We start from the raw sequence: 22676 nt of genomic DNA, 5'->3' as shown, positions 1-22676 counted from the left end.
TTATTTTGCTTTTCTATGAATAGTCAAAGTCAAGTCATTTTATCTTTGGGAAGTAATTTAGGTAACCGATTGGGAAACATTCAATTGGCTATTGATGCTATTCATAATTCAATAGCTACCGTGGTAAAAGTGTCATCACTTTATGAAACGCCGGCTTGGGGTTTTGAAAGTAATTCATTCTATAATTGTGCTTTGGTATTGCAAACCCTAAAACCGGCTCCGCAAATTTTAGATGAAATTTTAATCTTAGAAATTAAATTAGGACGGGTTCGAAATGATGCGGAAGGTTATCAAGCAAGAGTTATTGACATTGATGTAATCACTTATAACGAAGAGATCGTTGAAACCGAAAAATTACAAGTGCCACACCCACAAATGCAAAATCGCCTTTTTGTTTTGTTGCCCATGCGGGATTTGAATTTAGATTGGCGTCATCCCATATTGCAAAAATATTTACCGGAATTGGTTCAGCTTTCAGAGGATAAAAGCAATTGTAAAGTTGTACAAAAATTAAAATCTCCTCTTGAAAAAATTGACCTACAAAAATACAATTATATCGCTATCGAAGGAAATATTGGTGCCGGGAAAACAACATTGGCAACAAAGATTTCAGAAGACTTTAATGCAAAATTGGTTTTGGAACGTTTTGCAGATAATCCGTTTTTGCCAAAGTTTTATGAAGATCAAAGTCGTTATGCATTCCCGTTGGAAATGTCATTTTTGGCGGATAGATACCAACAATTATCGGATGATTTAGCTCAATTTGACTTGTTTAAGGATTTCATTGTTACCGATTATCATATTTTTAAATCATTGATTTTTGCCAAAGTTACGCTGGCAGAAGATGAATTCAGGTTATACAAAACCATGTTTGATATTATTCATAAAGAAATGCCCAAACCGGATTTGTACGTTTATTTGTATCAAAATACCGAACAACTTTTGAAGAATATAAAAAGTAGAGGAAGAAGTTACGAACAGCAAATTCCGGCAGAATATTTAGATAAAATCAATCGAGGTTATTTGGATTATATTAAAACCCAAACCGATTTAAAGGTGTTAATTATTGACGTTTCAAATAAAGATTTTGTTGAAAATCAGATTGACTATGTCAGTATTCTTGATGAAATTCAACAGAAAATACAGTAATTTATCTAATTATTGAAAAGTGACCTTTTGTATCAGGTCTACCATCACCTGTTTTTAAAATATACCAATAATCATTTGACGGTAATTTTTTATCATTTAAAGTGCCATTCCAATCTGGGTTTGTTTGGTCAATTTTTTTAATAAATTTACCGTACCGATCAAAAATAGTCAGTGAAGCATTTGGAAAGTATTCAATTCCTTTAATGGTTAAAACATCATTAAAACCATCATTGTTCGGGGTGAAAAATTTAGGAATATTGATTACTACAAATTGATCATTGTCTTCACCACAATCATATTTTTCTCTGACATAAGCGGTATATAATCCTCCTTCTTCTACAGCAAATACGTTTGAATCTTGATAGCTGTAGCCATCAATTGAATATTCAAATTCCCCTATGCCGGAAATAAGTATGGTAGCCGTTTGGTTTGTTACTAAAATTTCTTCAATAATTGGGGCAGTATGTTTTGTGATAAAAAAATGTTTTGTGTTCGAACAATTCTCCGGAGGCAGTGAAGTAACAATGACGGAATAGTCCGAATCATCTGTAATTTGAATAGTTTGTGTGGTTTCTCCAGTTGACCAGACATAGGAAACATTTAAAATTCCGGCATCTAACGTTAACGGAATACCTTCACAAAGAATTTTATTTTCGTCTGAAACGTCAGGAATGTCATATATAGTTACCACAACCGGAAGTCTGTTTCCGGATGAGCAGCCGTTATTTGTTGCCTCTACATAGTAAGTTGTATTCTGAGTAAGATTTGGTGTAGTGAAATTAGTTCCGGTTGCAAGTGATGTTCCCCCAAAAGCGGTATCAAACCAACTGATTATTCCTGCTGAAGTTGACGCTATGAGCACCGTTGAGTTATTTCCACATACTGTTGCGGGAGGAGTGACTGTTACAATTGGAATTGGAATAATTGTGGCGGTAACTACTGCTCTCGTTGCAGTAGTGCAGTTCGGTTCAAAAGCGTCAACATAATAGGATGTGGTTGATGAAAGAACCGGAGTTGTAAAACTGTTTCCGGTTGCAATGGGTGTTCCTCCTGTTGAATTTGCATACCATTTTACAGTGCCGTTTGATGCAGTTGCACTCAAATTTACGGTACCATTTCCACATCTGCTTTGTGCTACTGTTGAGGTAATCGAAGGAATCACAATGGTTGAACTAGTTGAAATTTGTAAAACAGGATCTCCGGGCATTCCGCCATATTCTACAATATAACCTTTGGGTTGGTAATTGCCGCTTGTTTCTCCTGAGTTTGACAAATCGTTCCAAGAACCATTAATGCCAACTCCCGGAGCTGTAACATGGGCATAATTTTCATCACCTAGATTATTAGGTTCACCACTATTCCAAAAAGCAAAATTTGGAGAAAAACCATTGACACCACCGTTCCAAAAAACTGTACCAATTTCAGGACCGGTCATCCAACGCCATACGCCTTCTGTTTGTTCATCACTACCGCCAATCCATCCTGCACCGGCTGCTTGCTCTCCCGAAAGTTGAGCTTCGTCAGCAGCAGTAATGGTAGCTAAATAACCTTGTAACCCATAATATGTACTTGCTTGTGCGGCTGATTTTGCACTTGACCAAGTAATTCCAATATTGGGGACATATTGATAATAGTGACCATTTGAGGGTAAATAATTGGCTTGACCAACAGTGATAGAAAAAGTTCTTATTCCGGAAGGATTAGCTGAAGAATTTGAAAATACAACATCTTTTATAGCCGCAATTAAGTTGGTGTAAGTAGGTTGCGTAGAAACACCGGCTAAAGTTAATTTCCCTGTTAGGGTATTCCAACTGCTGTTAAGTGTTGGGTGATTTCCGGTAAGACTTAATAAATCTTGACCACTCACATATCCGGAAGAAATTTGAATATAAATAGCATCAATTCCGGTATCATCGGGGTCAACGATGGTCATGTCTGTTACGATTTTCATTTGTGTTCCCGGACAATAAACCTGATTTCCTGTTGCGGTTAAGATAGGAGCACTATTTAATGGGGAACTTTCAGGTAAAGCCTTTTTAGAATTAGTAAACTCAAAACCGTTAAAAGAAGGAAAAACTTTTAAAAAAATAAAAAAGAGTGGAATTAATATTAAAAGTTTTATCGACGGACTATTCATACTGTAAAAATAAGAAATTGTTACAAGATTTTAGTTTATAAAATCGAATTTAACTAGGAATTAGATAATTTTTGAAACAAATCCCAAACCACAATACCGGCACTTACAGAGATGTTTAAGGAGTGTTTGGTTCCAAGTTGCGGAATTTCTATTACTCCTTCACAAAGTTGAATAGCCTCTTGTGAAACACCTTTTACTTCATTGCCAAAAATCAAAGCATATTTTTTGTTCTTATCTACCTTAAAATCTTGCAGTAGTGTAGAATTTTCTACTTGTTCTATGGCGTAAATAGCAACTTTATCTGCTTTTAATTTTGTAATAACATCTAAAATAGTTCTTTGATATTCCCATTCCACTGTGTCTGTTGCCCCTAAAGCAGTCTTATGAATTTCTTTATTAGGGGGAGTTGCAGTTATTCCACACAAGTAAATTTTTTCAATCAAAAAAGCGTCTGACGTTCTAAAAACGGAACCAATGTTATGCAGACTTCTGATGTCGTCTAAAATTATAATAATGGGCGTTTTTTTTGCGTCTTTAAACTCATTTATGTTTTTTCGCTCTAGTTCGGAATTAGCTAATTTTCTCATGTGACAAAATTAAGAAATGAATTTGAAATTCAATATTTGATATTGATATTGATTTTTGCCATTGAAACTTTATTTCCGTATTTTTGAATCCAAACCTAAAACCAATCAACTTGTCAGCCAAAGCCACTATCGTCAAAGAGCCTAAGGAAACTCCTTTAATGAAACAATACAACGAAATCAAACGAAAGTATCCAGATGCTTGTTTGTTATTTCGAGTAGGGGATTTCTATGAAACTTTTGGCGAAGATGCGGTTAGAGCCTCGCAAATATTGGGCATCGTCTTAACGAAACGTGGAGCAGGTTCTGAAACTGAAACAGCTTTGGCTGGTTTTCCTCATCATTCTTTAAATACCTATTTGCCTAAATTGGTTAAAGCGGGTCTTCGAGTGGCCATTTGTGATCAATTAGAGGATCCAAAAATGACTAAAACAATTGTGAAACGAGGCGTAACTGAATTGGTAACTCCGGGAGTTTCAATGAACGATGAAGTTTTACAGTCTAAATCAAATAATTTTTTGGCCTCGGTTTATTTTGGAAAAAAACAAATTGGAATTTCTTTTTTAGATGTTTCTACCGGAGAATTTTTAACGGCACAAGGAAATGAGGAATACATCGATAAATTATTGCAAAATTTTATACCCAGTGAAATTTTAGTCACCAAAAATCATAAACAACATTTCAGAGAAGTTTTTGGGGAAGATTACCATACTTTTTTTCTTGAAGATTGGGTTTATAATGAAGATTATGGCAAGGAAGTATTGGCAAAACATTTTCAAACAAATTCTTTAAAAGGATTTGGCATCGAAGATTTACAAGAAGGTATTGTGGCATCGGGAGCTGTTTTGTATTACTTGTCAGAAACCCAACATAATAAAATTCAACACATTACGTCAATTCAGCGTATTGCAGAAGATGCTTATGTTTGGATGGATCGTTTTACAATAAGAAATTTAGAATTATACCATAGTACAAATCCTAATGCTGTAACATTATTGGATGTCATTGACAAAACGCTTTCGCCAATGGGGTCTCGTCTTTTAAAGCGATGGCTGGCCTTGCCATTAAAAGATATAATCAAAATACAATCCCGACATGAAGTAGTCTCTTTTTTAAAAGAAAATTCAGAAGTGCTACATCAAATTCAATATCAAATTAAGCAAATTTCTGATTTAGAACGATTGATATCAAAAGTTGCAACCGGAAAAGTATCTCCTCGTGAAGTGATGAATTTGTGTTATTCGTTAGATGCAATTATTCCAATTAAAACTTTGGCCCTAGCCAGCTCAAATGAATCCTTGAGAGCGATAGGCGATAGCTTGCACAGTTGTGATTTATTACGTGAAAAAATCAAAACAACGTTGAATCCCGATGCTCCGGTTTCCATCAACAAAGGGAATGCTATTGCAAAAGGGATTAACGCTGAATTAGATGAGTTAAGAGCGATTTCTACCTCCGGGAAAGAATATTTAGAAGGAATAGAGAGTAGAGAATCACAAAGAACAGGAATATCTTCCTTAAAAATATCGTTCAATAATGTTTTTGGATACTATATTGAAGTTCGAAATACACACAAAGATAAAGTCCCGCCCGAATGGATCAGAAAACAAACCTTGGTGAATGCAGAACGATATATCACCGAAGAATTAAAGGAATACGAAACAAAAATTCTTGGAGCTGAAGATAAAATTCATCTCATAGAAACACAATTATTTGAACAATTGGTCATTTGGATTGGGACATACATAAAACCTGTTCAGTTAAATGCCGGTTTGATAGCTCAATTGGATTGTTTGAATTCTTTCACGCAATTGGCCATAGATAATAAGTATGTTCGACCTATTTTGGATGATTCATATGAGTTAGAGATTACCAATGGTAGACATCCGGTGATTGAAAAACAATTACCCGTTGGTGTTCCTTACATTGCCAATGATGTTTTTTTAGACAGAGATTCTCAACAAATTATTATGATAACCGGGCCTAATATGTCTGGGAAGTCGGCTATTTTACGTCAAACGGCTTTAATTGTGTTATTGGCCCAAATGGGAAGTTTTGTTCCAGCAGAAGCTGTACGCATGGGAATTGTTGATAAGATTTTTACCCGAGTAGGAGCAAGCGATAATATTTCGATGGGCGAATCAACTTTTATGGTAGAGATGAATGAAACCGCTTCGATTTTGAATAATATTTCCGAACGAAGTTTGGTTTTATTGGATGAAATTGGACGAGGAACCAGTACATATGACGGCATTTCAATTGCGTGGGCTATTGCTGAATATTTGCATGAACATCCTAATCGACCAAAAACCTTATTTGCAACCCATTATCACGAATTAAATGAAATGGAAGTGACATTTGAACGGGTACATAATTTTAATGTTTCTGTCAAGGAATTAAAAGATACAGTGCTTTTTATTAGAAAATTAGTAAAAGGCGGTACCGCTCACAGTTTTGGAATTCATGTAGCAAAGATGGCCGGAATGCCTCAAACAGTTATCCAAAAGGCTCAGAAAATATTAAAGAAATTAGAAAAAAATCATTCTAGTGAGGAATTATCCGGTATAAAATCTAGTAAAGATGAATTACAACTCAGCTTTTTTAATTTAGACGATCCTTTATTAGAGGAAATCAAAGAGGAAATTTTAAACATTGACATCAATACCTTAACTCCGGTTGAAGCATTGATGAAATTGAATGAAATCAAAAGAATGTTGATTAAAAAGTAATCGCTATTGAATTAGCATTCAAAAAGTTACTTTTACAGTTTGATTTTTTTCAAAAAAACACTTGTAAAAGTAAATAATTATAGTACATTTGCATCCGCATTACTGAACAAGTGGTGCTGTTCTTATAAAAATTTGAATGCGAAAATAGCTCAGTTGGTAGAGCACGACCTTGCCAAGGTCGGGGTCGCGGGTTCGAGTCCCGTTTTTCGCTCAACTACCTAATAGTACAAATAATTTTATTTGTATCAGGCTCGAGTGGTGGAATTGGTAGACACGCTGGACTTAAAATCCAGTGAACAGTAATGTTCGTGCGGGTTCAAGTCCCGCCTTGAGTACAAAAGCTTCAAACTATGTTTGGAGCTTTTTTGTTTTTCATAATGAAATTTTCAAATCTAATTTTACAAATTGTGATATTTTTTTCTACATTTGAGAATATTAACTATTTTAAAATCTATCTATTATGAAAAAAATTACATCTTTAGTTTTACTTTTTTTATGTATTACAGCGGTTGCTCAAGAAAACGAAAATAAGCAATCTAATATTACAGTTTCTCCCTATTATCTATTTTCAGAGCCATCTCATTATGGTTTAAGTTTTGAGTTGAATTATGGAAACATGTATGGCACTGGTGGATCCTCATCTATTTTGCAAGTTGCCTACGGAACCATGACCTATGAAGTGGGCGGTTATGAGTCAAACGGAGATGGATATGTTATTGAATTAGGCAGTAGAGGTTATTTTAATAAAAAAGATTCCGGCGTTTATTCTCAAAATACGTTGGCTTACGGTAATATTAAGTTTGAGGAAGTTGAAGGAGGAGTTACATATAAAGGGACATATTCTTATTTTAGCTTTTTTAGTCCAACGGTAGGTTACAAATTTAAATTTGGGGAAAATTTCTCAGTAGACCCAAGTGTTGGTGTACAATGGGTTATACAAATGGATGGATCAGGTTTTATTGACAATAAAAATGTTGATGAATGGGCAGGTAGATTTGGTATAAAAGTAGGTTATACATTTTAGATAATAAGTTAATTCATTTTCACACATAAAAAAGCTCCATTAGTTTATTTAATGGAGCTTTTTAAATTTGGCAAACTTCTATAAACAAAAAAAATCCTGAACATTGTTCAGGATTGATTTTTTCTTAGTATTTACTACTAATTACTGAGCTGGTGTAGCAGCTGGAGCTTCAGCAGGAGCTTCAGTAGTAGCAGCAGCAGCAGAATCAACTACAGGAGCAGCTTCTTCTACAACAGGAGCAGCAACTTCTTCAGTTACTACTTCTTCAGTTACTTCAGCTTCTTTTTCTTTACAAGATACTACTGTTAAAGCAGCAACAAATACTAAACTTAAAATTACTTTTTTCATCTTACTAAATTATAAAAGGTTAATTATTAATTCAGGGCAAAGATATAAATTTTTTGGTTCAACAAAATATTTTAGTAAAATATTTTTAAAAAAAATAAACTATTTGTTTTTCAAACGTTTGAGTAAGTCAATCTAAGATAATTCTGATTTAAAAATTGACGTTTTAGCGTTTGAAAAATCAATATTCCTTTTTACTTTGTTTTTTTCTTCTTTTTTGGATGTACAACTTTCATTTCATCAACTAAATACTTGGCTCCGGCATATTTATCTATTACAAAAAGAATATAACGAACGTCTACCATAATGTTTCTGCAAATGGCAGGGTCATAATAAATATCGCTCATGGTTCCTTCCCAAACGCGGTCAAAATTTAATCCAATTAAATTTCCATATGCATCGATAGCCGGGCTACCTGAGTTTCCACCCGTTGTATGATTTGTTCCAATAAAGTTGACAGGTAATTTTCCATTTTCACCATATATGCCAAAATCTTTTTTATTGTATAAATCAATTAATTTTTGGGAAACATCAAATTCATAATCACCGGGAATATATTTTTCCATCACTCCGTCTAAATAAGTAACAGGACTATAATAGACTGCATCACTTGGAGCATAACCTTTCACTTTTCCATATGTTACTCGTAAAGTTGAATTGGCATCCGGAAATATTCTGGCTTCTTTTGGGCTTAATTCCAAAATTCCTTTCATATACGTGCGTTGCAAAGCAGTATTTTTCAAATTTAATTCCTCATATTTTGGAACAACATTTTTAGTGTAAGCTTCAGCTAACATTTTCACAAAAACAAATCCACTGTCTTTATTCATAGACTCCAATACCGTTTTTGCATCACCATTTAATAATTCTTTCAGTCCATTGTAATTGGTCAATTTTGATGTTTTAAAAATTTCGGAAGTTTTAGCTTTTAAATCTTGGTTCACGAATTCCTGTGGTAAAAATTCTTTTGGTGATTTGGTCGCATAAATTTCTAGAAGTTGCTCCATTACTTTTTCATCTACATTGGCATTGAAATCTTTATATAATTCATCAAAACCTTCTATCAGATTTGCTTTTCGGTCATTAAATGCTTTTTCACCGCGAGTTGTATAAATGGTTTCTAATTGATATAATCGATACCCAAAACTCAATAATTCAGTATTTCGCATTACTACCTCTATGAAATAATCACGACTTAAAGCATAAGGGGCAATCGCTTTATAGTTAGCCTCAAATTCTGAAAGTACATTTCCGTATTCCGCTTGTTTGCCTGCATTAGTTACTTTGGTCATGAAATCTTTTTCAAAATCTCTTTTAATTTGAACGGCATTTGATTTCTTTAAACCTTTCGTTTCCCCAATCCATTTTTTCCAATAATTGGCAACTGAAGCATATTTTGCAGCATATTGAATTTTAATGGCTTTGTCTTTTCGCATAAAACCATCTTGTACTTTCAGGGCGGCATCGCGGACTTCAATTTTGGCAGGATTTAATTCGTTTACAAGTTGTTCCACGGCAACGGCAGGCAAATATTCCTGCGTTCTTCCGGGATAACCAAAAACCATGGTAAAATCATTTTCTTGAACACCACTTATGGAAACAGGAAAATAATGTTTAGGAGTGTAAGGAACATTGTCTTTTGAATACTCAGCCGGGCGGTTGTTTTTGTCGGCATAAATTCTAAATAAAGAAAAATCTCCTGTATGACGTGGCCAAACCCAATTGTCTGTATCTGAACCGAATTTTCCAATCGATGAAGGTGGTGCACCAACTAATCGAACGTCTTTAAAGGTTTCTGTTACAAACCAAATGTATTGATTACCGTCATAAAATGTTCTGATTTTATTTTCTTGCCAATTTTCTTTTGGTAAAGAATTGTTTAGTGCGGAAATATTATCCTGAATTTTTTTCTGTTTTTCGGCTTCGTTAGACAAGGATTGTGTGTTTTCTAAAACTTTTGCAGTAATGTCTTCAATTTTCACAATAAAAGTGACTACTACTCCCGGATTCGGTAATTCCTCCGCCAAATTCATGGCCCAAAATCCTTTTTCCAAATAGTCATTTTCTACGGTTGAATGGGATTGAATTTGACCATATCCACAATGATGATTTGTTAATAGTAATCCTTTGGAGGAAATCACCTCCGAAGTACAACCACCATTAAATTGTGGCACAGCATCTTTCATGCTCGATTTATTGACATCATAAATGTCTTTGGCCGACATTTTCATGCCGAGCGATTTCATTTCTTTTTCGTTCATTCCTTCTAATAAAGAGGGAATCCACATGCCTCCTTGTTGAGCAAAAGTGGAAAAAGAAATAAATAATAGGAGTAAGCGTAAAAATTTCATAGGACTAAATTTATGTATTCGATTAGTTTACAATATATTTCATGATTTTTCGCTTATGAATGGCGAAATCTTTTGCAATATACAATTTTTGAGCCGCATCATTATGTGATTCAACTTCCAAATAGATGATTTTTAACGATAATTTAGGAGCTTCTTGTTGAATAAAGGCAATTGTTTCTTTTCCAATTCCTTTGCCACGAGCGTTTTCTCTGATGTACAATTCATCTAAAAAGGCAATTTTACCCTGGTATTCAAAACTGAAAACATAGGTTAGAATTACATAACCAACAATTTCATTTTTATGTAGAATCAACCAAGCTTTTCCCAGATTTTCATCTGCAAGGAATTGATTGAAAAGTTCTTCGGAAATTTTGCTATCAAATGGGTAATTGTCAATGCGATAAAATTCCTCCATCAATTGAATGATGTTTTCAATATCTGAAATAGAGATTGGATTATAAGTAGTCATTTTCGATATGCTTCAAAATAACGGCAGTTGCTCCTTTATTCATTTGTACAAAAGTGCTACAGACATGTCCTTTTTCATGACGAATGTCACGATTCAAAATTAAATTTGAGAAGGCATCATTCAACTCATTTTGACTTGAAATAGAAACACAGCCTTCTAAGCTCACTAAAGCAGTTGCTTCAGCAAAATGAGCATAATTTGGCCCGATTACAATTGGGATACCAAAAGTGGCCGGTTCCAAAATGTTGTGAACACCCGGGTTTCCAAATCCTCCGCCAACATAAGCAATATCAGCATAACTATAGATTTTGGTTAAGATGCCAATGGTATCTATAATTAAAACAGCATATTCGTTTAATTTTTTGCTGTCTTTTTCAGAAAATAAAATTACACTTTTGGAGATTGATTTTTTTAATTCTTGAATTTGTTCCGATTTTATATTATGAGGAGCAATAATGAATTTTAAATTTTCAGATGATTGATTGATGAAATTCACCAATAATTCTTCATCTTTTGGCCACGAACTTCCAATAACGATTGTAGTGGTGTTGTTTTTGAATTCTTCAATAAAACCCAAAGAATTGTCTCTTTCTAAAATCGAAACAACGCGATCAAAACGAGTATCGCCGGAAATTTTCACGTTTTGATAACCCAGCGATTGCAATAATTTTTTTGAAGATTCATTTTGTACAAAAAATTGCTCAAATGTTTGGAGACAATTTCTGTAAAATCCACCATACCATTTAAAAAACACTTGATTTTCTCTTAGAATTCCTGAAATTAAATAGGTTTTAGTCTTTTGTTTATTCAGTTGATTCAAATAGTTTGGCCAATATTCATATTTAATAAAAAACACTAATTCAGGATGAGTTAATTCTAAAAATAGTTTTGCATTTTCTTTTGTATCTAATGGCAAATAAATCGTAAGGTCAGCAACAGAATTGTTTTTTCTGACCTCAAATCCGGAAGGAGAAAAAAAGGTGACAATTATTTTATGTGAAGGAAATTTGATTTTGATTTTTTCCATCACCGGAAGACCTTGCTCAAACTCGCCTAATGAGGCAGCGTGAAACCAAATTGTCTTGTCATTCGTGGAAATATTCTGTTTCAGGGTTTCAAAAATATTTTTTCTGCCCTCTACAAAAAGTTTCATTTTCGGATTAAAAACAGCACTGATTTTTAATAAGAATCCGGCGAAATAGACCAATATATTATATAAAAAAAACATAGACTAAGAATTGTGTCGCTAAAATACATCACTTTGAAGAATTTTCATTGTTATAACTTCTTAAATAATTACTTTTGTTCTATTATTTAAGGTGTCAAATGTGCTATGCCATTTAAACCTTAAACTTTTAAACTTTAAACAAAAGAAAAAGTGATGCGTAAACTTCAAATGGTTGACTTAAAAAGTCAATACGATAAAATTAAAACCACCGTTGATGCTTCAATTCAAGAAGTTTTGGATACAACAACCTATATTAACGGGCCAAAGGTTCACGAATTTCAAAAAAATTTAGAAGAATATTTAGACGTAAAGCACGTAATTCCTTGTGCAAACGGAACCGATGCACTTCAAATTGCTATGATGGGATTGGGTTTGCAACCCGGTGATGAGGTAATTACAGCCGATTTTACTTTTGCAGCAACCGTGGAAGTGATTGCGTTATTACAATTAACACCTGTTTTGGTTGATGTTGACTTAGTGAATATGAATATATCGCTTGAGGGTATTAGAAAATCAATTACTCCAAAAACAAAAGCAATTGTTCCTGTTCATTTGTTTGGAAGAGCCGCCAATATGGAAGCTATTATGCAAATTGCAAAAGAACATAATTTATATGTTATTGAAGATAATGCTCAGGCGATTGGAGCCAATTGCCGTTTTTCTGATGGAACAAAAAAGAAAGCCGGAACGATTGGTCATGTTGGAGCCACCTCATTTTTTCCCTCTAAAAATTTAGGTTGTTATGGTGATGGAGGAGCTATTTTTACTAACGATGATGCGTTAGCTCATACCATACGCGGAATTGTTAATCATGGGATGTATGTTCGATATCATCATGATGTTGTAGGTGTAAATTCAAGATTAGATAGTATTCAAGCGGCAGTATTGAACACAAAATTATTTTTATTAGACGAGTATAATGCCGCACGTCAAAATGCTGCCCGAAAATATTCAAAAGCATTTGAAGGGCATAAAAATATTATTGCTCCAACTATTTGTGATGTTTGTGACTGTCATGTTTTTCATCAATATACGTTGAGAATTATTGACGGCGACCGTAATGGTTTAATGGATTATTTACTTAGCAAAGGAATACCATGTGCTATTTACTATCCAATTCCCTTGCATTTGCAAAAAGCTTATATCGATTCGCGATATAAAGAAGAAGATTTTCCAATCACCAATCAATTAGTGAAAGAAGTAATTTCACTGCCAATGCATACAGAATTAGACGAAGAACAAATTAAATTTATAACTGATTCTGTTTTAGAATTTTTCAACTAATTTTAAAGTATCAGCCTTTATCAATTAACCTTTAACCAAACAAAATGAAAGTATTAGTAACCGGAGGCCTTGGATTTATTGGATCTCACACTGTTGTAGAATTGCAAAATGTAGGTTTTGAGCCTATAATAATAGATAATTTGTCAAATTCATCGATTGAAGTTTTAGATAGAATTACAACTATTACCGGGAAAAAACCGCTTTTTGAACAAATGGATTTACGTGATAAAGCAGCTGTTCAACAGTTTTTCAAAAAGTACCATGATGTTTCAGGTGTCATTCATTTTGCGGCTTCAAAAGCTGTAGGTGAAAGCGTAGAGAATCCATTATTGTATTATGAAAACAACATTAATACGTTAGTTTATATTTTACAAGAATTACAACAAAAACCGGAAGCAAATTTTATTTTCAGTTCATCTTGTACTGTTTACGGTCAAGCCGAAAAAATGCCAATCACAGAAGATGCCTCGGTTCAACCGGCCATGTCTCCTTATGGAAACACAAAACAAATAGGAGAAGAAATTATAACGGATGTTACCAAAGTATCTTCAATTAACGCTATTTTATTGCGTTATTTCAACCCTATAGGAGCTCATCCAACGGCAGAAATAGGTGAATTACCAATTGGTATTCCACAAAATTTAGTGCCGTTTATTACGCAAACAGGAATTGGTTTACGTAAAGAATTATCTGTTTATGGGGATGATTATCCAACGCCGGACGGAACAGCAGTTCGCGATTATATTCACGTTGTTGATTTAGCAAAAGCTCACGTCGTTGCTTTACAACGATTAATTGAAAAAAAGAATTTATCTAAAATAGAAACATTCAATTTAGGAACGGGAACAGGAAGTTCGGTTTTAGAAGTTATTCATGCTTTTGAGAAAGTATCCGGTCAAAAATTACCTTATAAAATTGTTGGCAGAAGAGAAGGGGATATCACTTCAGCTTATGCTAATACTGATAAAGCAAATAATGTGTTAGGTTGGAAAGCACAATCAACATTGGAAGAAAGTTTAGCGAGTGCCTGGAAATGGGAGCAAAAAATTAGAAGTTAGTTTAAAAATTTGAATATAAAAAGGGACAAATTTAATTCAAAATTTGTTCCTTTATTGTGATTTATTTTTCTGTTTAAGCCAAAATTGTTTCTACTTCTTTGTTGATTTTATTTACTAATCCAACTAATACTTTTCCCGGACCTACTTCTGTAAAACTTGTTGCTCCATCGGCAATCATTTGTTGAACGGATTGTGTCCAACGAACGGGTGCTGTTAATTGAATAATCAAGTTCTTTTTAATTTCCTCAGCATCAGAAACGGCACTCGCTGTTACATTTTGATACACCGGACAAATAGGTTTTGAAAAACCGGTTGCTTCAATTGCAGCAGCTAGTTCTTCTCTTGCCGGTTCCATCATTGGAGAGTGAAATGCTCCTCCAACAGGAAGTAATAATGCTCTTTTTGCTCCAGCAGCTTTCATGGCTTCACAAGCTTTTTCTACCGCAGAAAATTCACCTGAAATAACTAATTGCCCAGGGCAATTATAATTTGCGGCAACAACAACGCCATCAATAGCTTCGCAAACTTCTTCGACAATTCTGTCATCTAAACCTAAAACAGCAGCCATTGTTGAAGGCTTAATTTCGCAGGCTTTTTGCATAGCTAAGGCTCGTTGAGAAACTAGTTTTAAACCATCTTCAAAAGATAATGCTCCATTGGCAACTAATGCGGAAAACTCGCCTAAAGAATGTCCAGCAACCATATCAGGTTTAAAATCGGTTAACGTCTTTGCTAAAATTACCGAATGTAAAAAAACGGCTGGTTGTGTAACTTTCGTTTCTTTTAATTCTTCCGGAGTTCCTTCAAACATGATATCCGTTATTCGGAAACCAAGGATTTCATTTGCTTTTTCGAATAGTTCTTTTGCTACTGCAGAAGTTTCATATAATTCTTTGCCCATTCCTGTGAATTGAGCTCCTTGTCCCGGAAATACGTATGCTTTCATTATTTTTACTTTAAAGTCTAATTAAACTTAAACAAAAATACTATTTATTTCTGTAAAATGTTAAAGCACCTGACGGACATTTGTTAACTGTCTCCATGATTTTTTCAGAAGAGGAACCGTCGATTTTAATCCAAGGTTTTTCTTTTGGTTGAAAAACAGTAGGATTGTTTCGAACACAATTGGCAGAATGAATACATTTTCCTGCCTCCCAAACGACCGTTATTTCTCCGTTTGTATATTCTTTTTTAGATTCATTAGTTTCCATAGTTTTAAAAGTAAGGATTATAAAACATCTCTAAATTCTAAAGTTTTGTCAAAAACACTTTTAGCAAAAGGACAAAGCGGAATTATTTTTAAGTTTTTTTCCCGAGCCATTTCAACAGAAGCAGCCACCATTTTTTTTCCCAATCCTTTTCCGTTATTTCCCGGATTAACTTCTGTATGATCAATGATAATCTTGTCTGTGCCAGCAAAAACAAAAGTCATTTTAGCCTCTGTTTTTCCATCAATTTCTACAGAAAAGAAACCATTTTTGTCGTTTGATTCTAGTTTAATTTGCTCATTCATGGCAAGTTGGTTTTAAACCTGTCAAGTAAAAATATCTGACAGGTAAAGTTACTAAATTATTCCATTGGAATATCCATCAACAAAATTTCTGCATCAGAAGTTGCTGTAATCTCTAATTTATCAGTTTCTGTAATTCCCAATGCATCTCTGGTTTCTAAAGCTTGTCCGTTAATAGTCACACTACCTGTAATAACAAAAGCATAAACACCATTTTCTTTTCTTTTAACAGTGTAAGTTTTGGTTATTCCATTTTCAAATTTTCCCATGTGAAACCAAGCGTCTTGATGTATCCAAACACCTGCATCTTCCGGATTTGGGGACAAAATTTGTTGCAACTTGTTTTGTCGGTCGTTCACATCCAAAGTGATTTGCTGGTAACGAGGTTCCACGTTTCGTTTGTTTGGAAACAACCAAATTTGTAACAATTTTGTACGTTTATCAGCATTCGGATTAAACTCACTGTGGCGAATTCCGGTTCCGGCACTCATTACTTGCACGTCGCCAAATTTGATAATTTCGGCATTTCCCATGCTGTCTTTGTGAGCTAAATCGCCCTCTAGCGGAATGGTAATAATTTCCATATTATCATGTGGATGGGTGCCAAAACCCATACCTGGTGCAATAGTATCGTCGTTTAACACCCGTAAAACTCCAAATTGAACTTTATCAGGATTGTACCAATTGGCAAAACTAAAACTGTGGTAAGCATTTAGCCAACCGTGGTCTGCATGACCTCTTTCATTGGCTTTGTGTAAAACGGTATTTTTCATAACTTAAAGAATTTATTATTATTTATGAAACAAATTTACGATTGATTGTTCTGAGCATCGCTTAATTTAGATTAAGAAATATCTTTTTGACTTGTAATGTTTATTAGTTTATGGAATCATTGGTATAAATTGTCTAATTTTATTTAAAATAGTGGATATGATTAGTAGAGACAAGAAAATACGATGGGGAATTTTAGGTTGTGGAAAAATTGCAGAAAAATTCGCTAGTGACTTAGCTTTGAGTAAAAATGCAGTCCTTTTAGCTTGTGCATCAAGATCTTTTGAAAAAAGTGAACGCTTTGCGAAGAAACACCATGCTTCTTATTTTTATGCTTCGTATTTGGAACTTTCTACTTGTCAGGATGTTGATGTAATCTACATTGCCACTCCAAATTCTTTTCACTTGGAGCATTCTTTATTGTGTTTAAAAAATCAAAAGGCAGTCCTATGTGAAAAGCCATCCGCTTTAAATAAAGTTCAATTGGAAGAGATTATTCAAGTAGCAAATGAAAATAATGTGTTTTTAATGGAAGCCATGTGGACAAGTTGCTTGCCAAACATTCTAACTATTCAAAACACTATTAAGAGTGGTAGAATCGGAGAAATTATTCATCTTAAGGCTGATTTTGGTTTTAAAGCCGATTATGACCCAAAAAGTAGACTTTTTGACCCAATTTTGGGAGGAGGTTCGTTACTTGATATTGGAATTTATCCATTGTATATGAGCCTTCTTTTAATGGGTAAACCGTCTAAAATTCAGTCTTCTTTACGTTATACAAAATCAGGAGTAGATGCTTCTTGTACAGTTTTACTTTCTTATACGAATGAAGAAACTGCAAGTTTGTTCTCCTCTTTTGAAACATTTACCGCTATCAAATGTGAAATTTATGGTACAAAAGGAAGAATCATCATTCCTACTAATTTTCATGAACAAAGTCACCACAAAATTATGATAGAAGGATTAGCAGACCAATTGGTTGAAAGTGATAAGATAGGATATGGTTATTTTCACGAAATAGAACACGTGAATGAATGTTTGTATCAAGGATTGAAAGAAAGTTATTTGATGCCTTTAAAAATGTCAATGGATTTAATGGAGCTGATGGATGAAATTAGAATTAAATAAGTAAAACTCTCGTCTTATTTTCGAAGCAATTTACTTTTCATTTTGCTAAAAAACTCAGGAGTTACACCAATATAAGAAGCGATTTGTTTTTGAGGAACCCTTTGGATAAGGGTTGGATATCTTTTGCAAAATTTTTCAAAACGATCTTCTGCCGACAAACTCAAATTGTCCATCAATCGTTCTTGATGAGCAACCAAGGAATTTTCAGTTAAGATTCTAAAAAAACGTTCCAGTTTCGGAATCTCAAAATACAATTGTTCTTGATTTTCTTTGGATAATAAAACAATTTCTGAGTCTTCAATAACCTCTATAAAAAGATTTCCGGGTTTTTGAGAAAGTAAACTATACATATCGCCAATCCACCAGCCTTCACATGCAAAATGTAAAACATGTTCAACGATATTGTCATTGATTGTAAAACTTCTTAGTAATCCTGAATTGACAAAATAGGATTCTTTGCAAATTTCTCCGGCATTTATCAGGATGGTTTTAGCTTTGAAATGTTTGGTTTCGACTTTTGACAAAAATAAATTTTGCTCGGCTTCTGTGAGTGATACAATTTTTGCTATGTTGTCAAGAATTAATGCCATTATGCATGCACTTTTACCAATTGAGCGGCTTCTTTTGCCTTTTCAATAATTTTTTCAATAGGAGTTTCTAAGGTGTCATTCACTAACGAAACACCCATTCTGCGATAGGGTCTCGATGTAGGTTTTCCAAAAATTCTGAAATCCGTTTTGGGTAATCCTGCAATTTGTTCAATTCCGGTATAAGTTGGATTGACTGAATTTTCAGCAGCTAAAATAACCGCACTGGCTCCAGCTCTTTCTAAGGTAATTTCAGCGATTGGTAAACTTAAAATAGCTCGTAAATGCAATTCAAATTCGTTAAAATTTTGTGTTCCGGCTAATGTTACCATTCCGGTATCGTGTGGTCTTGGGGATAATTCAGAGAAATAAACACCCTCATTTGTTAGGAAAAATTCCACTCCAAATAATCCGGCTCCACCTAAGGCTTCGGTTACTTTTCTTGCCATGTCTTGAGCTTTCAAAATGTCTTTTTCTGAAACTTTTGCCGGTTGCCAACTTTCTTGATAATCGCCTCGCTCTTGTCGGTGACCAATGGGAGCACAAAATAAAGTGGGTAAATTATTGTTTTGTGTAACGGTTAATAAAGTGATTTCTGAATGAAAATTCACAAAGGCTTCAACGATAACTTCTACCACGTCGCCACGGGAACCTTCTACCGCATAATTCCAAGCTTTCGAAATATCTTCTTCTGATTTTATTGTTGATTGCCCTTTTCCTGACGAACTCATTAAAGGTTTTACGACACATGGAATACCTACTTCTGAAACTGCTTTTTGTAACTCTTCTGCAGAAGTTGCATAGCGATAATTCGCAGTCTTTAGTCCTAACTCTTTGGCTGCCAAATCACGAATTGCTTTTCTATTCATAGTAAAATTGGCCGCTTTCGCTGAAGGAACAACGGTTATACCTTGTTTTTCGTAGTCATAAAAACGTTCAGTTCTGATTGCTTCTATTTCCGGGACAATAAAATTAGGTTGGTGTTTGGCAACGATTCTGTCTAATTCGGCACCATCCAACATATTAATGACTTCAAAATCATGAGCCACTTGCATGGCTGGAGCATTTTCATAACTATCTACGGCAATGATGGTTTGACCGATTCGTTGTGCGGCGATGACAAATTCTTTTCCGAGTTCTCCGGAACCGAGTAGGAGGATTTTAGACATTTCTTGTGTAAATTATGAATAAAAAAGCCCCAAGTTTCCTTGAGGCACTATATGCTTAAGCTAAAACTTCTTTAATTCTTCGCATGGCTTCTGTGAGTAATTCTTCGCTTGTTGCATACGAAAATCGAATACAATCCGGATTTCCAAAAGCGTCACCGGTTACTGTTGCAACATTGGCTTCGGCTAACAAATACATGGAGAAATCGGTTGCGTCTTTGATTAAAGTACCGCGTAACGTTTTTCCAAAGAAGGAGGAAACATCGGGAAATACATAAAAAGCACCTTCAGGAACATTTATTTTTAAACCAGGAATTTCTTTAATTAATCCTACAACTAAATCTCTTCTTTTGTGAAAAGCTTCCACCATATAATTCAATACTTTCGGATCGGCATCTACAGCGGCAATCGTAGCTCGTTGAGCAATAGAATTGGCTCCTGAAGTCACTTGGCCTTGCATTTTTGTACACGCTTTTGCAATGAATTCAGGTGCTCCAATATATCCGATTCTCCAGCCTGTCATGGCAAATGCTTTTGCAACTCCATTTACAGTTATGGTTCTTTCAAACATTCCCGGAATTGATGCAATGCTGCAAAAAGTTCCTGAGAAATTGATGTGTTCGTAAATTTCGTCGGCAACAATATATATGTTGGGGTATTTTTCCAACACTTTAGCAATAGCGGTAAATTCTTCACGGCTGTAAACAGAACCACTTGGGTTACATGGCGAACTATACCAAATCATTTTTGTTTTTGGTGTGATGGCTTTTTCAAGTTGTTCAGGTGTAATTTTGAAATCGCTTTCGACAGAAGTAGGAACTTCGACAGGAATTCCACCCGACATTTTGATAATTTCGTAATAACTCACCCAATAAGGAGCCGGTAAAATTACTTCATCACCATCATTCAACATGCATTGTGCTATGTTGTAAAGGGATTGTTTGGCACCGGTTGAAACCACAACATTTGCCGGTTTATAATCCAGGTTATTATCTCTTTTGAATTTTCGACAGATAGCTTCTTTTAATTCAGCATAACCATCTACTGGTGAATAGGTACTGTAATTTTCATCAATAGCTTTTTTTGCTGCTTCTTTAATAAAGTCAGGTGTGTTGAAATCAGGTTCTCCTAAACTTAAACTGATGATGTCTTTACCCTGAGCTTTTAACTCTCTTGCCAATGCTGCCATAGCCAAGGTTTGAGAAGTAGATAAATTATTAATCCTATCCGATAACGGGTTCATTGTAGTATGTTTTGTAGTTGTGTAAATTTAATTATGCCATTTGTGGCTCTTGACCTAATTCTTTCAAATGTTTAAAGTGAGCAATAACAGCACTTCGCATCGTTTTGAATTCGTGATAAGGAAGATTGCATTCTTTGGCAGTTTCTTTCACAATTTCACTGATTTTACCATAGTGAACGTGACTAATATTAGGAAAAATATGATGTTCAATCTGATGATTTAAACCACCTGTGTACCAATTCACAATCCAATTTTTTGGTGCAAAATTAGCGGTTGTAAATAATTGGTGAACAGCCCATGTGTTTTCAATTTCGCCATTTTCGTCTGGCACTGGATTTGTAGTTTCTTCCACAACGTGAGCCAATTGGAACACAATGCTTAAAATTAATCCGGCAGTATAGTGCATTACAGCAAATCCAAGAACTACTTTCCACCATGTGATGCCTAATACCATTGGTAATACCAACCATATGGAGAAATAAATAACTTTGGTGATAATTAAAGTTGTCCAAAGAATTTTTGGACTTTTAGGTTCTCCATAAGATAATTTACGTTTCAAATAAGCTCTCATTTGTTTGAAATCAGTTGTAATTGCCCAATTGAAAGTTAATAAACCATATAGAAAAACAGAATAGTAGTGTTGAAATTTATGAAAATATCTCCATTCCGATTGTTTTGAAAAACGAATAACACGTCCTGCATCTAAATCTTCATCATGACCAACAATGTTAGTGTAAGTGTGATGCAAAACATTGTGTTGCACTTGCCAGTTGAAAACGTTTCCGGCTAAAATGTAGATACTTCCACCCATTATTTTATTCAACCAAGGTTTGTTTGAATAAGAACCATGATTGCCATCATGCATAACATTCATTCCCACACCGGCCATTCCCACACCAATCACTACATTTAACAGTAAATAGGTCCAAAAAGGCATATCCATTGTTAATAGGAAAAAATAAGGAGTTAAGAATATAGTAAACATCACTATTGTTTTCAAGTGAAGTTTCCAATTACCTGTTTTTTGAATGTTATTATCTTTGAAATAGTTGTTAACACGACTATTAAGGGTTCTAAAAAACTTTAGATTGTCTTGTTTTGAAAAAGTTGGAATTGTGGTATTCATGTATTTTATAAATTTTCCCCAAAGGTAAGTATTAATATAAATCATAACGATGAACAAACAATAAAATTTCAACACCAAATTGTTTACTTTTGTTAAAAATAGCACAATATGGAAGAAATTATAAAGTATTTTCCTAATCTATCTGAAAATCAGCTTCTTCGATTTAAAAAATTGGAAGAATTATACCACGATTGGAATGCAAAAATCAATGTTATCTCCCGAAAAGACATTGATGAACTGTACATTAAACATGTTTTACATTCTCTGGGAATTGCTAAAGTGATGGAATTTCAACCCAAAACAACAGTTTTAGATGTTGGAACCGGTGGTGGATTTCCCGGAATTCCGTTGGCAATTTTGTTTCCCGAGACACGATTTTATTTAATAGACGTGATTGCTAAGAAAATAAAAGTTGTGAATGAAGTAGCGATTGCATTAGGTTTAGAAAATGTCAAAGCGGAACAGATTCGTGCTGAAAATGTCAAAGGGGATTTTGATTTCATAGTGAGTAGAGCCGTCACGAATATGCCTGATTTTGTCTCTTGGATAAACGATAAAATCAAGAAGCAGCAAAAACACGAACTAAAAAATGGTGTTTTATATCTTAAAGGAGGAGATTTGACGGAGGAATTAAAAGATTTTCCAAAAGCTACACAATATAATTTATCGGATTACTTCTCTGAAGATTTTTTCGAGACCAAGAAAGTGGTTCATTTACCAATAAAATACAGGGTATAAAAAACTTCGAATTCACAATCTATTATTTGTGAATTCGAAGCTAAAAAAT

The 22676-nt window shown here is 34.3% G+C and carries 21 protein-coding genes and 2 tRNA genes; 9 read left to right on the top strand and 14 right to left on the bottom strand.

Annotated features, from left to right (window positions below):
- The first annotated feature begins 15 nt into the window (after positions 1 to 15).
- Positions 16 to 1149 (top strand): 2-amino-4-hydroxy-6-hydroxymethyldihydropteridine diphosphokinase, encoded by a 1134-nt coding sequence (gene folK, locus C0512_RS01585; RefSeq protein ID WP_290858367.1) that lies wholly within the window; start codon positions 16 to 18, stop codon positions 1147 to 1149.
- A gap of 1 nt (position 1150) precedes the next feature.
- Here folK and C0512_RS01580 read toward each other — a convergent pair whose 3' ends face one another.
- Both C0512_RS01580 and C0512_RS01575 read right to left on the bottom strand, forming a co-directional pair.
- Entirely contained in the window at positions 1151 to 3286 is a 2136-nt protein-coding gene (locus C0512_RS01580) for a T9SS type B sorting domain-containing protein (RefSeq protein ID WP_290858366.1), read from the bottom strand.
- Between the two features lie 53 nt (positions 3287 to 3339).
- Entirely contained in the window at positions 3340 to 3873 is a 534-nt protein-coding gene (locus tag C0512_RS01575; protein ID WP_290858365.1) for an RNA methyltransferase, read from the bottom strand.
- 158 nt (positions 3874 to 4031) lie between these two features.
- Between C0512_RS01575 and mutS the strand changes: the two genes are divergently transcribed.
- The 4 genes from mutS to C0512_RS01555 all read left to right on the top strand — a co-directional run bounded on the left by mutS (position 4032) and on the right by C0512_RS01555 (position 7623).
- On the top strand, positions 4032 to 6599 hold the full coding sequence (mutS, locus tag C0512_RS01570; RefSeq protein ID WP_290858458.1) for a DNA mismatch repair protein MutS: 2568 nt from the start codon (positions 4032 to 4034) through the stop codon (positions 6597 to 6599).
- 138 nt (positions 6600 to 6737) lie between these two features.
- Positions 6738 to 6810: transfer RNA gene (locus C0512_RS01565), tRNA-Gly, on the top strand.
- 38 nt (positions 6811 to 6848) lie between these two features.
- Positions 6849 to 6934: transfer RNA gene (locus tag C0512_RS01560), tRNA-Leu, on the top strand.
- Positions 6935 to 7059: 125 nt separating this feature from the next.
- Positions 7060 to 7623 (top strand): autotransporter outer membrane beta-barrel domain-containing protein, encoded by a 564-nt coding sequence (locus C0512_RS01555; RefSeq protein WP_290858364.1) that lies wholly within the window; start codon positions 7060 to 7062, stop codon positions 7621 to 7623.
- 141 nt (positions 7624 to 7764) lie between these two features.
- Here C0512_RS01555 and C0512_RS01550 read toward each other — a convergent pair whose 3' ends face one another.
- From C0512_RS01550 to C0512_RS01535, 4 genes are all read right to left on the bottom strand, one after another.
- Positions 7765 to 7971 (bottom strand): hypothetical protein, encoded by a 207-nt coding sequence (locus tag C0512_RS01550; RefSeq protein ID WP_290858363.1) that lies wholly within the window; start codon positions 7969 to 7971, stop codon positions 7765 to 7767.
- A gap of 191 nt (positions 7972 to 8162) precedes the next feature.
- Entirely contained in the window at positions 8163 to 10319 is a 2157-nt protein-coding gene (locus tag C0512_RS01545; protein WP_290858361.1) for a S46 family peptidase, read from the bottom strand.
- Positions 10320 to 10341: 22 nt separating this feature from the next.
- Complete coding sequence (locus C0512_RS01540; RefSeq protein ID WP_290858360.1) at positions 10342 to 10788, bottom strand: GNAT family N-acetyltransferase; 447 nt, start codon at positions 10786 to 10788, stop codon at positions 10342 to 10344.
- Positions 10775 to 12016 (bottom strand): glycosyltransferase N-terminal domain-containing protein, encoded by a 1242-nt coding sequence (locus C0512_RS01535; RefSeq protein ID WP_290858358.1) that lies wholly within the window; start codon positions 12014 to 12016, stop codon positions 10775 to 10777. Before C0512_RS01535 ends, C0512_RS01540 begins: the two co-directional genes overlap by 14 nt.
- Before the next feature lie 153 nt (positions 12017 to 12169).
- Here C0512_RS01535 and C0512_RS01530 point away from each other — a divergent pair, with 153 nt between their 5' ends.
- A complete protein-coding gene (locus tag C0512_RS01530) occupies positions 12170 to 13300 on the top strand; it encodes a DegT/DnrJ/EryC1/StrS aminotransferase family protein (RefSeq protein ID WP_290858357.1) in 1131 nt (376 codons plus the stop codon).
- A gap of 44 nt (positions 13301 to 13344) precedes the next feature.
- Positions 13345 to 14358 carry a UDP-glucose 4-epimerase GalE gene (galE, locus tag C0512_RS01525; RefSeq protein ID WP_290858355.1) on the top strand — a complete coding sequence of 338 codons (1014 nt, stop codon included), beginning with the start codon at positions 13345 to 13347 and terminating at the stop codon, positions 14356 to 14358.
- Positions 14359 to 14431: 73 nt separating this feature from the next.
- Here galE and fabD read toward each other — a convergent pair whose 3' ends face one another.
- From fabD to C0512_RS01505, 4 genes are read right to left on the bottom strand one after another with little or no spacing between them, the layout of a single operon-like run.
- Positions 14432 to 15304 carry an ACP S-malonyltransferase gene (fabD, locus tag C0512_RS01520; RefSeq protein ID WP_290858353.1) on the bottom strand — a complete coding sequence of 291 codons (873 nt, stop codon included), beginning with the start codon at positions 15302 to 15304 and terminating at the stop codon, positions 14432 to 14434.
- Between the two features lie 40 nt (positions 15305 to 15344).
- Positions 15345 to 15569: a (4Fe-4S)-binding protein gene (locus C0512_RS01515; protein WP_290858351.1), complete on the bottom strand. Its 225-nt coding sequence runs from the start codon at positions 15567 to 15569 to the stop codon at positions 15345 to 15347.
- Between the two features lie 17 nt (positions 15570 to 15586).
- Positions 15587 to 15871, bottom strand: coding sequence for a GNAT family N-acetyltransferase (locus C0512_RS01510; protein WP_290858349.1), 285 nt, complete (start codon positions 15869 to 15871; stop codon positions 15587 to 15589).
- A 56-nt stretch (positions 15872 to 15927) separates the two neighbouring features.
- Complete coding sequence (locus C0512_RS01505; RefSeq protein ID WP_290858347.1) at positions 15928 to 16641, bottom strand: pirin family protein; 714 nt, start codon at positions 16639 to 16641, stop codon at positions 15928 to 15930.
- 157 nt (positions 16642 to 16798) lie between these two features.
- Between C0512_RS01505 and C0512_RS01500 the strand changes: the two genes are divergently transcribed.
- Positions 16799 to 17767, top strand: coding sequence for a Gfo/Idh/MocA family oxidoreductase (locus C0512_RS01500; protein ID WP_290858346.1), 969 nt, complete (start codon positions 16799 to 16801; stop codon positions 17765 to 17767).
- Between the two features lie 14 nt (positions 17768 to 17781).
- Here the strand turns inward: C0512_RS01500 and C0512_RS01495 are convergent, their stop codons facing one another.
- The 4 genes from C0512_RS01495 to C0512_RS01480 are packed head-to-tail and all read right to left on the bottom strand — an operon-like array spanning position 17782 to position 21889.
- Positions 17782 to 18357, bottom strand: coding sequence for a Crp/Fnr family transcriptional regulator (locus C0512_RS01495; protein ID WP_290858345.1), 576 nt, complete (start codon positions 18355 to 18357; stop codon positions 17782 to 17784).
- Positions 18357 to 19523, bottom strand: a complete 1167-nt coding sequence (gene purT, locus C0512_RS01490; RefSeq protein ID WP_290858344.1) for a formate-dependent phosphoribosylglycinamide formyltransferase — start codon at positions 19521 to 19523, stop codon at positions 18357 to 18359. The genes C0512_RS01495 and purT overlap by 1 nt, the downstream gene beginning before the upstream one ends.
- A gap of 55 nt (positions 19524 to 19578) precedes the next feature.
- On the bottom strand, positions 19579 to 20763 hold the full coding sequence (locus C0512_RS01485) for a pyridoxal phosphate-dependent aminotransferase (RefSeq protein ID WP_290858342.1): 1185 nt from the start codon (positions 20761 to 20763) through the stop codon (positions 19579 to 19581).
- A gap of 31 nt (positions 20764 to 20794) precedes the next feature.
- Positions 20795 to 21889: an acyl-CoA desaturase gene (locus tag C0512_RS01480; protein ID WP_290858341.1), complete on the bottom strand. Its 1095-nt coding sequence runs from the start codon at positions 21887 to 21889 to the stop codon at positions 20795 to 20797.
- Positions 21890 to 21997: 108 nt separating this feature from the next.
- Between C0512_RS01480 and rsmG the strand changes: the two genes are divergently transcribed.
- Complete coding sequence (rsmG, locus tag C0512_RS01475; RefSeq protein ID WP_290858340.1) at positions 21998 to 22627, top strand: 16S rRNA (guanine(527)-N(7))-methyltransferase RsmG; 630 nt, start codon at positions 21998 to 22000, stop codon at positions 22625 to 22627.
- Positions 22628 to 22676: the final 49 nt, after the last annotated feature.

This window comes from Flavobacterium sp. (assembly GCF_013822155.1).
GTDB lineage: Bacteria > Bacteroidota > Bacteroidia > Flavobacteriales > Flavobacteriaceae > Flavobacterium.
This window is presented reverse-complemented; position numbering and strand designations above follow the sequence as displayed.

Bases quoted from the DNA above. Each gene is read 5' to 3' on its own strand.
- folK (WP_290858367.1), top strand. From the start codon at position 16: ATGAATAGTCAAAGTCAAGTCATTTTATCTTTGGGAAGTAATTTAGGT.
- C0512_RS01580 (WP_290858366.1), bottom strand. From the start codon at position 3,286: ATGAATAGTCCGTCGATAAAACTTTTAATATTAATTCCACTCTTTTTT.
- C0512_RS01575 (WP_290858365.1), bottom strand. From the start codon at position 3,873: ATGAGAAAATTAGCTAATTCCGAACTAGAGCGAAAAAACATAAATGAG.
- mutS (WP_290858458.1), top strand. From the start codon at position 4,032: ATGAAACAATACAACGAAATCAAACGAAAGTATCCAGATGCTTGTTTG.
- C0512_RS01555 (WP_290858364.1), top strand. From the start codon at position 7,060: ATGAAAAAAATTACATCTTTAGTTTTACTTTTTTTATGTATTACAGCG.
- C0512_RS01550 (WP_290858363.1), bottom strand. From the start codon at position 7,971: ATGAAAAAAGTAATTTTAAGTTTAGTATTTGTTGCTGCTTTAACAGTA.
- C0512_RS01545 (WP_290858361.1), bottom strand. From the start codon at position 10,319: ATGAAATTTTTACGCTTACTCCTATTATTTATTTCTTTTTCCACTTTT.
- C0512_RS01540 (WP_290858360.1), bottom strand. From the start codon at position 10,788: ATGACTACTTATAATCCAATCTCTATTTCAGATATTGAAAACATCATT.
- C0512_RS01535 (WP_290858358.1), bottom strand. From the start codon at position 12,016: ATGTTTTTTTTATATAATATATTGGTCTATTTCGCCGGATTCTTATTA.
- C0512_RS01530 (WP_290858357.1), top strand. From the start codon at position 12,170: ATGCGTAAACTTCAAATGGTTGACTTAAAAAGTCAATACGATAAAATT.
- galE (WP_290858355.1), top strand. From the start codon at position 13,345: ATGAAAGTATTAGTAACCGGAGGCCTTGGATTTATTGGATCTCACACT.
- fabD (WP_290858353.1), bottom strand. From the start codon at position 15,304: ATGAAAGCATACGTATTTCCGGGACAAGGAGCTCAATTCACAGGAATG.
- C0512_RS01515 (WP_290858351.1), bottom strand. From the start codon at position 15,569: ATGGAAACTAATGAATCTAAAAAAGAATATACAAACGGAGAAATAACG.
- C0512_RS01510 (WP_290858349.1), bottom strand. From the start codon at position 15,871: ATGAATGAGCAAATTAAACTAGAATCAAACGACAAAAATGGTTTCTTT.
- C0512_RS01505 (WP_290858347.1), bottom strand. From the start codon at position 16,641: ATGAAAAATACCGTTTTACACAAAGCCAATGAAAGAGGTCATGCAGAC.
- C0512_RS01500 (WP_290858346.1), top strand. From the start codon at position 16,799: ATGATTAGTAGAGACAAGAAAATACGATGGGGAATTTTAGGTTGTGGA.
- C0512_RS01495 (WP_290858345.1), bottom strand. From the start codon at position 18,357: ATGGCATTAATTCTTGACAACATAGCAAAAATTGTATCACTCACAGAA.
- purT (WP_290858344.1), bottom strand. From the start codon at position 19,523: ATGTCTAAAATCCTCCTACTCGGTTCCGGAGAACTCGGAAAAGAATTT.
- C0512_RS01485 (WP_290858342.1), bottom strand. From the start codon at position 20,763: ATGAACCCGTTATCGGATAGGATTAATAATTTATCTACTTCTCAAACC.
- C0512_RS01480 (WP_290858341.1), bottom strand. From the start codon at position 21,889: ATGAATACCACAATTCCAACTTTTTCAAAACAAGACAATCTAAAGTTT.
- rsmG (WP_290858340.1), top strand. From the start codon at position 21,998: ATGGAAGAAATTATAAAGTATTTTCCTAATCTATCTGAAAATCAGCTT.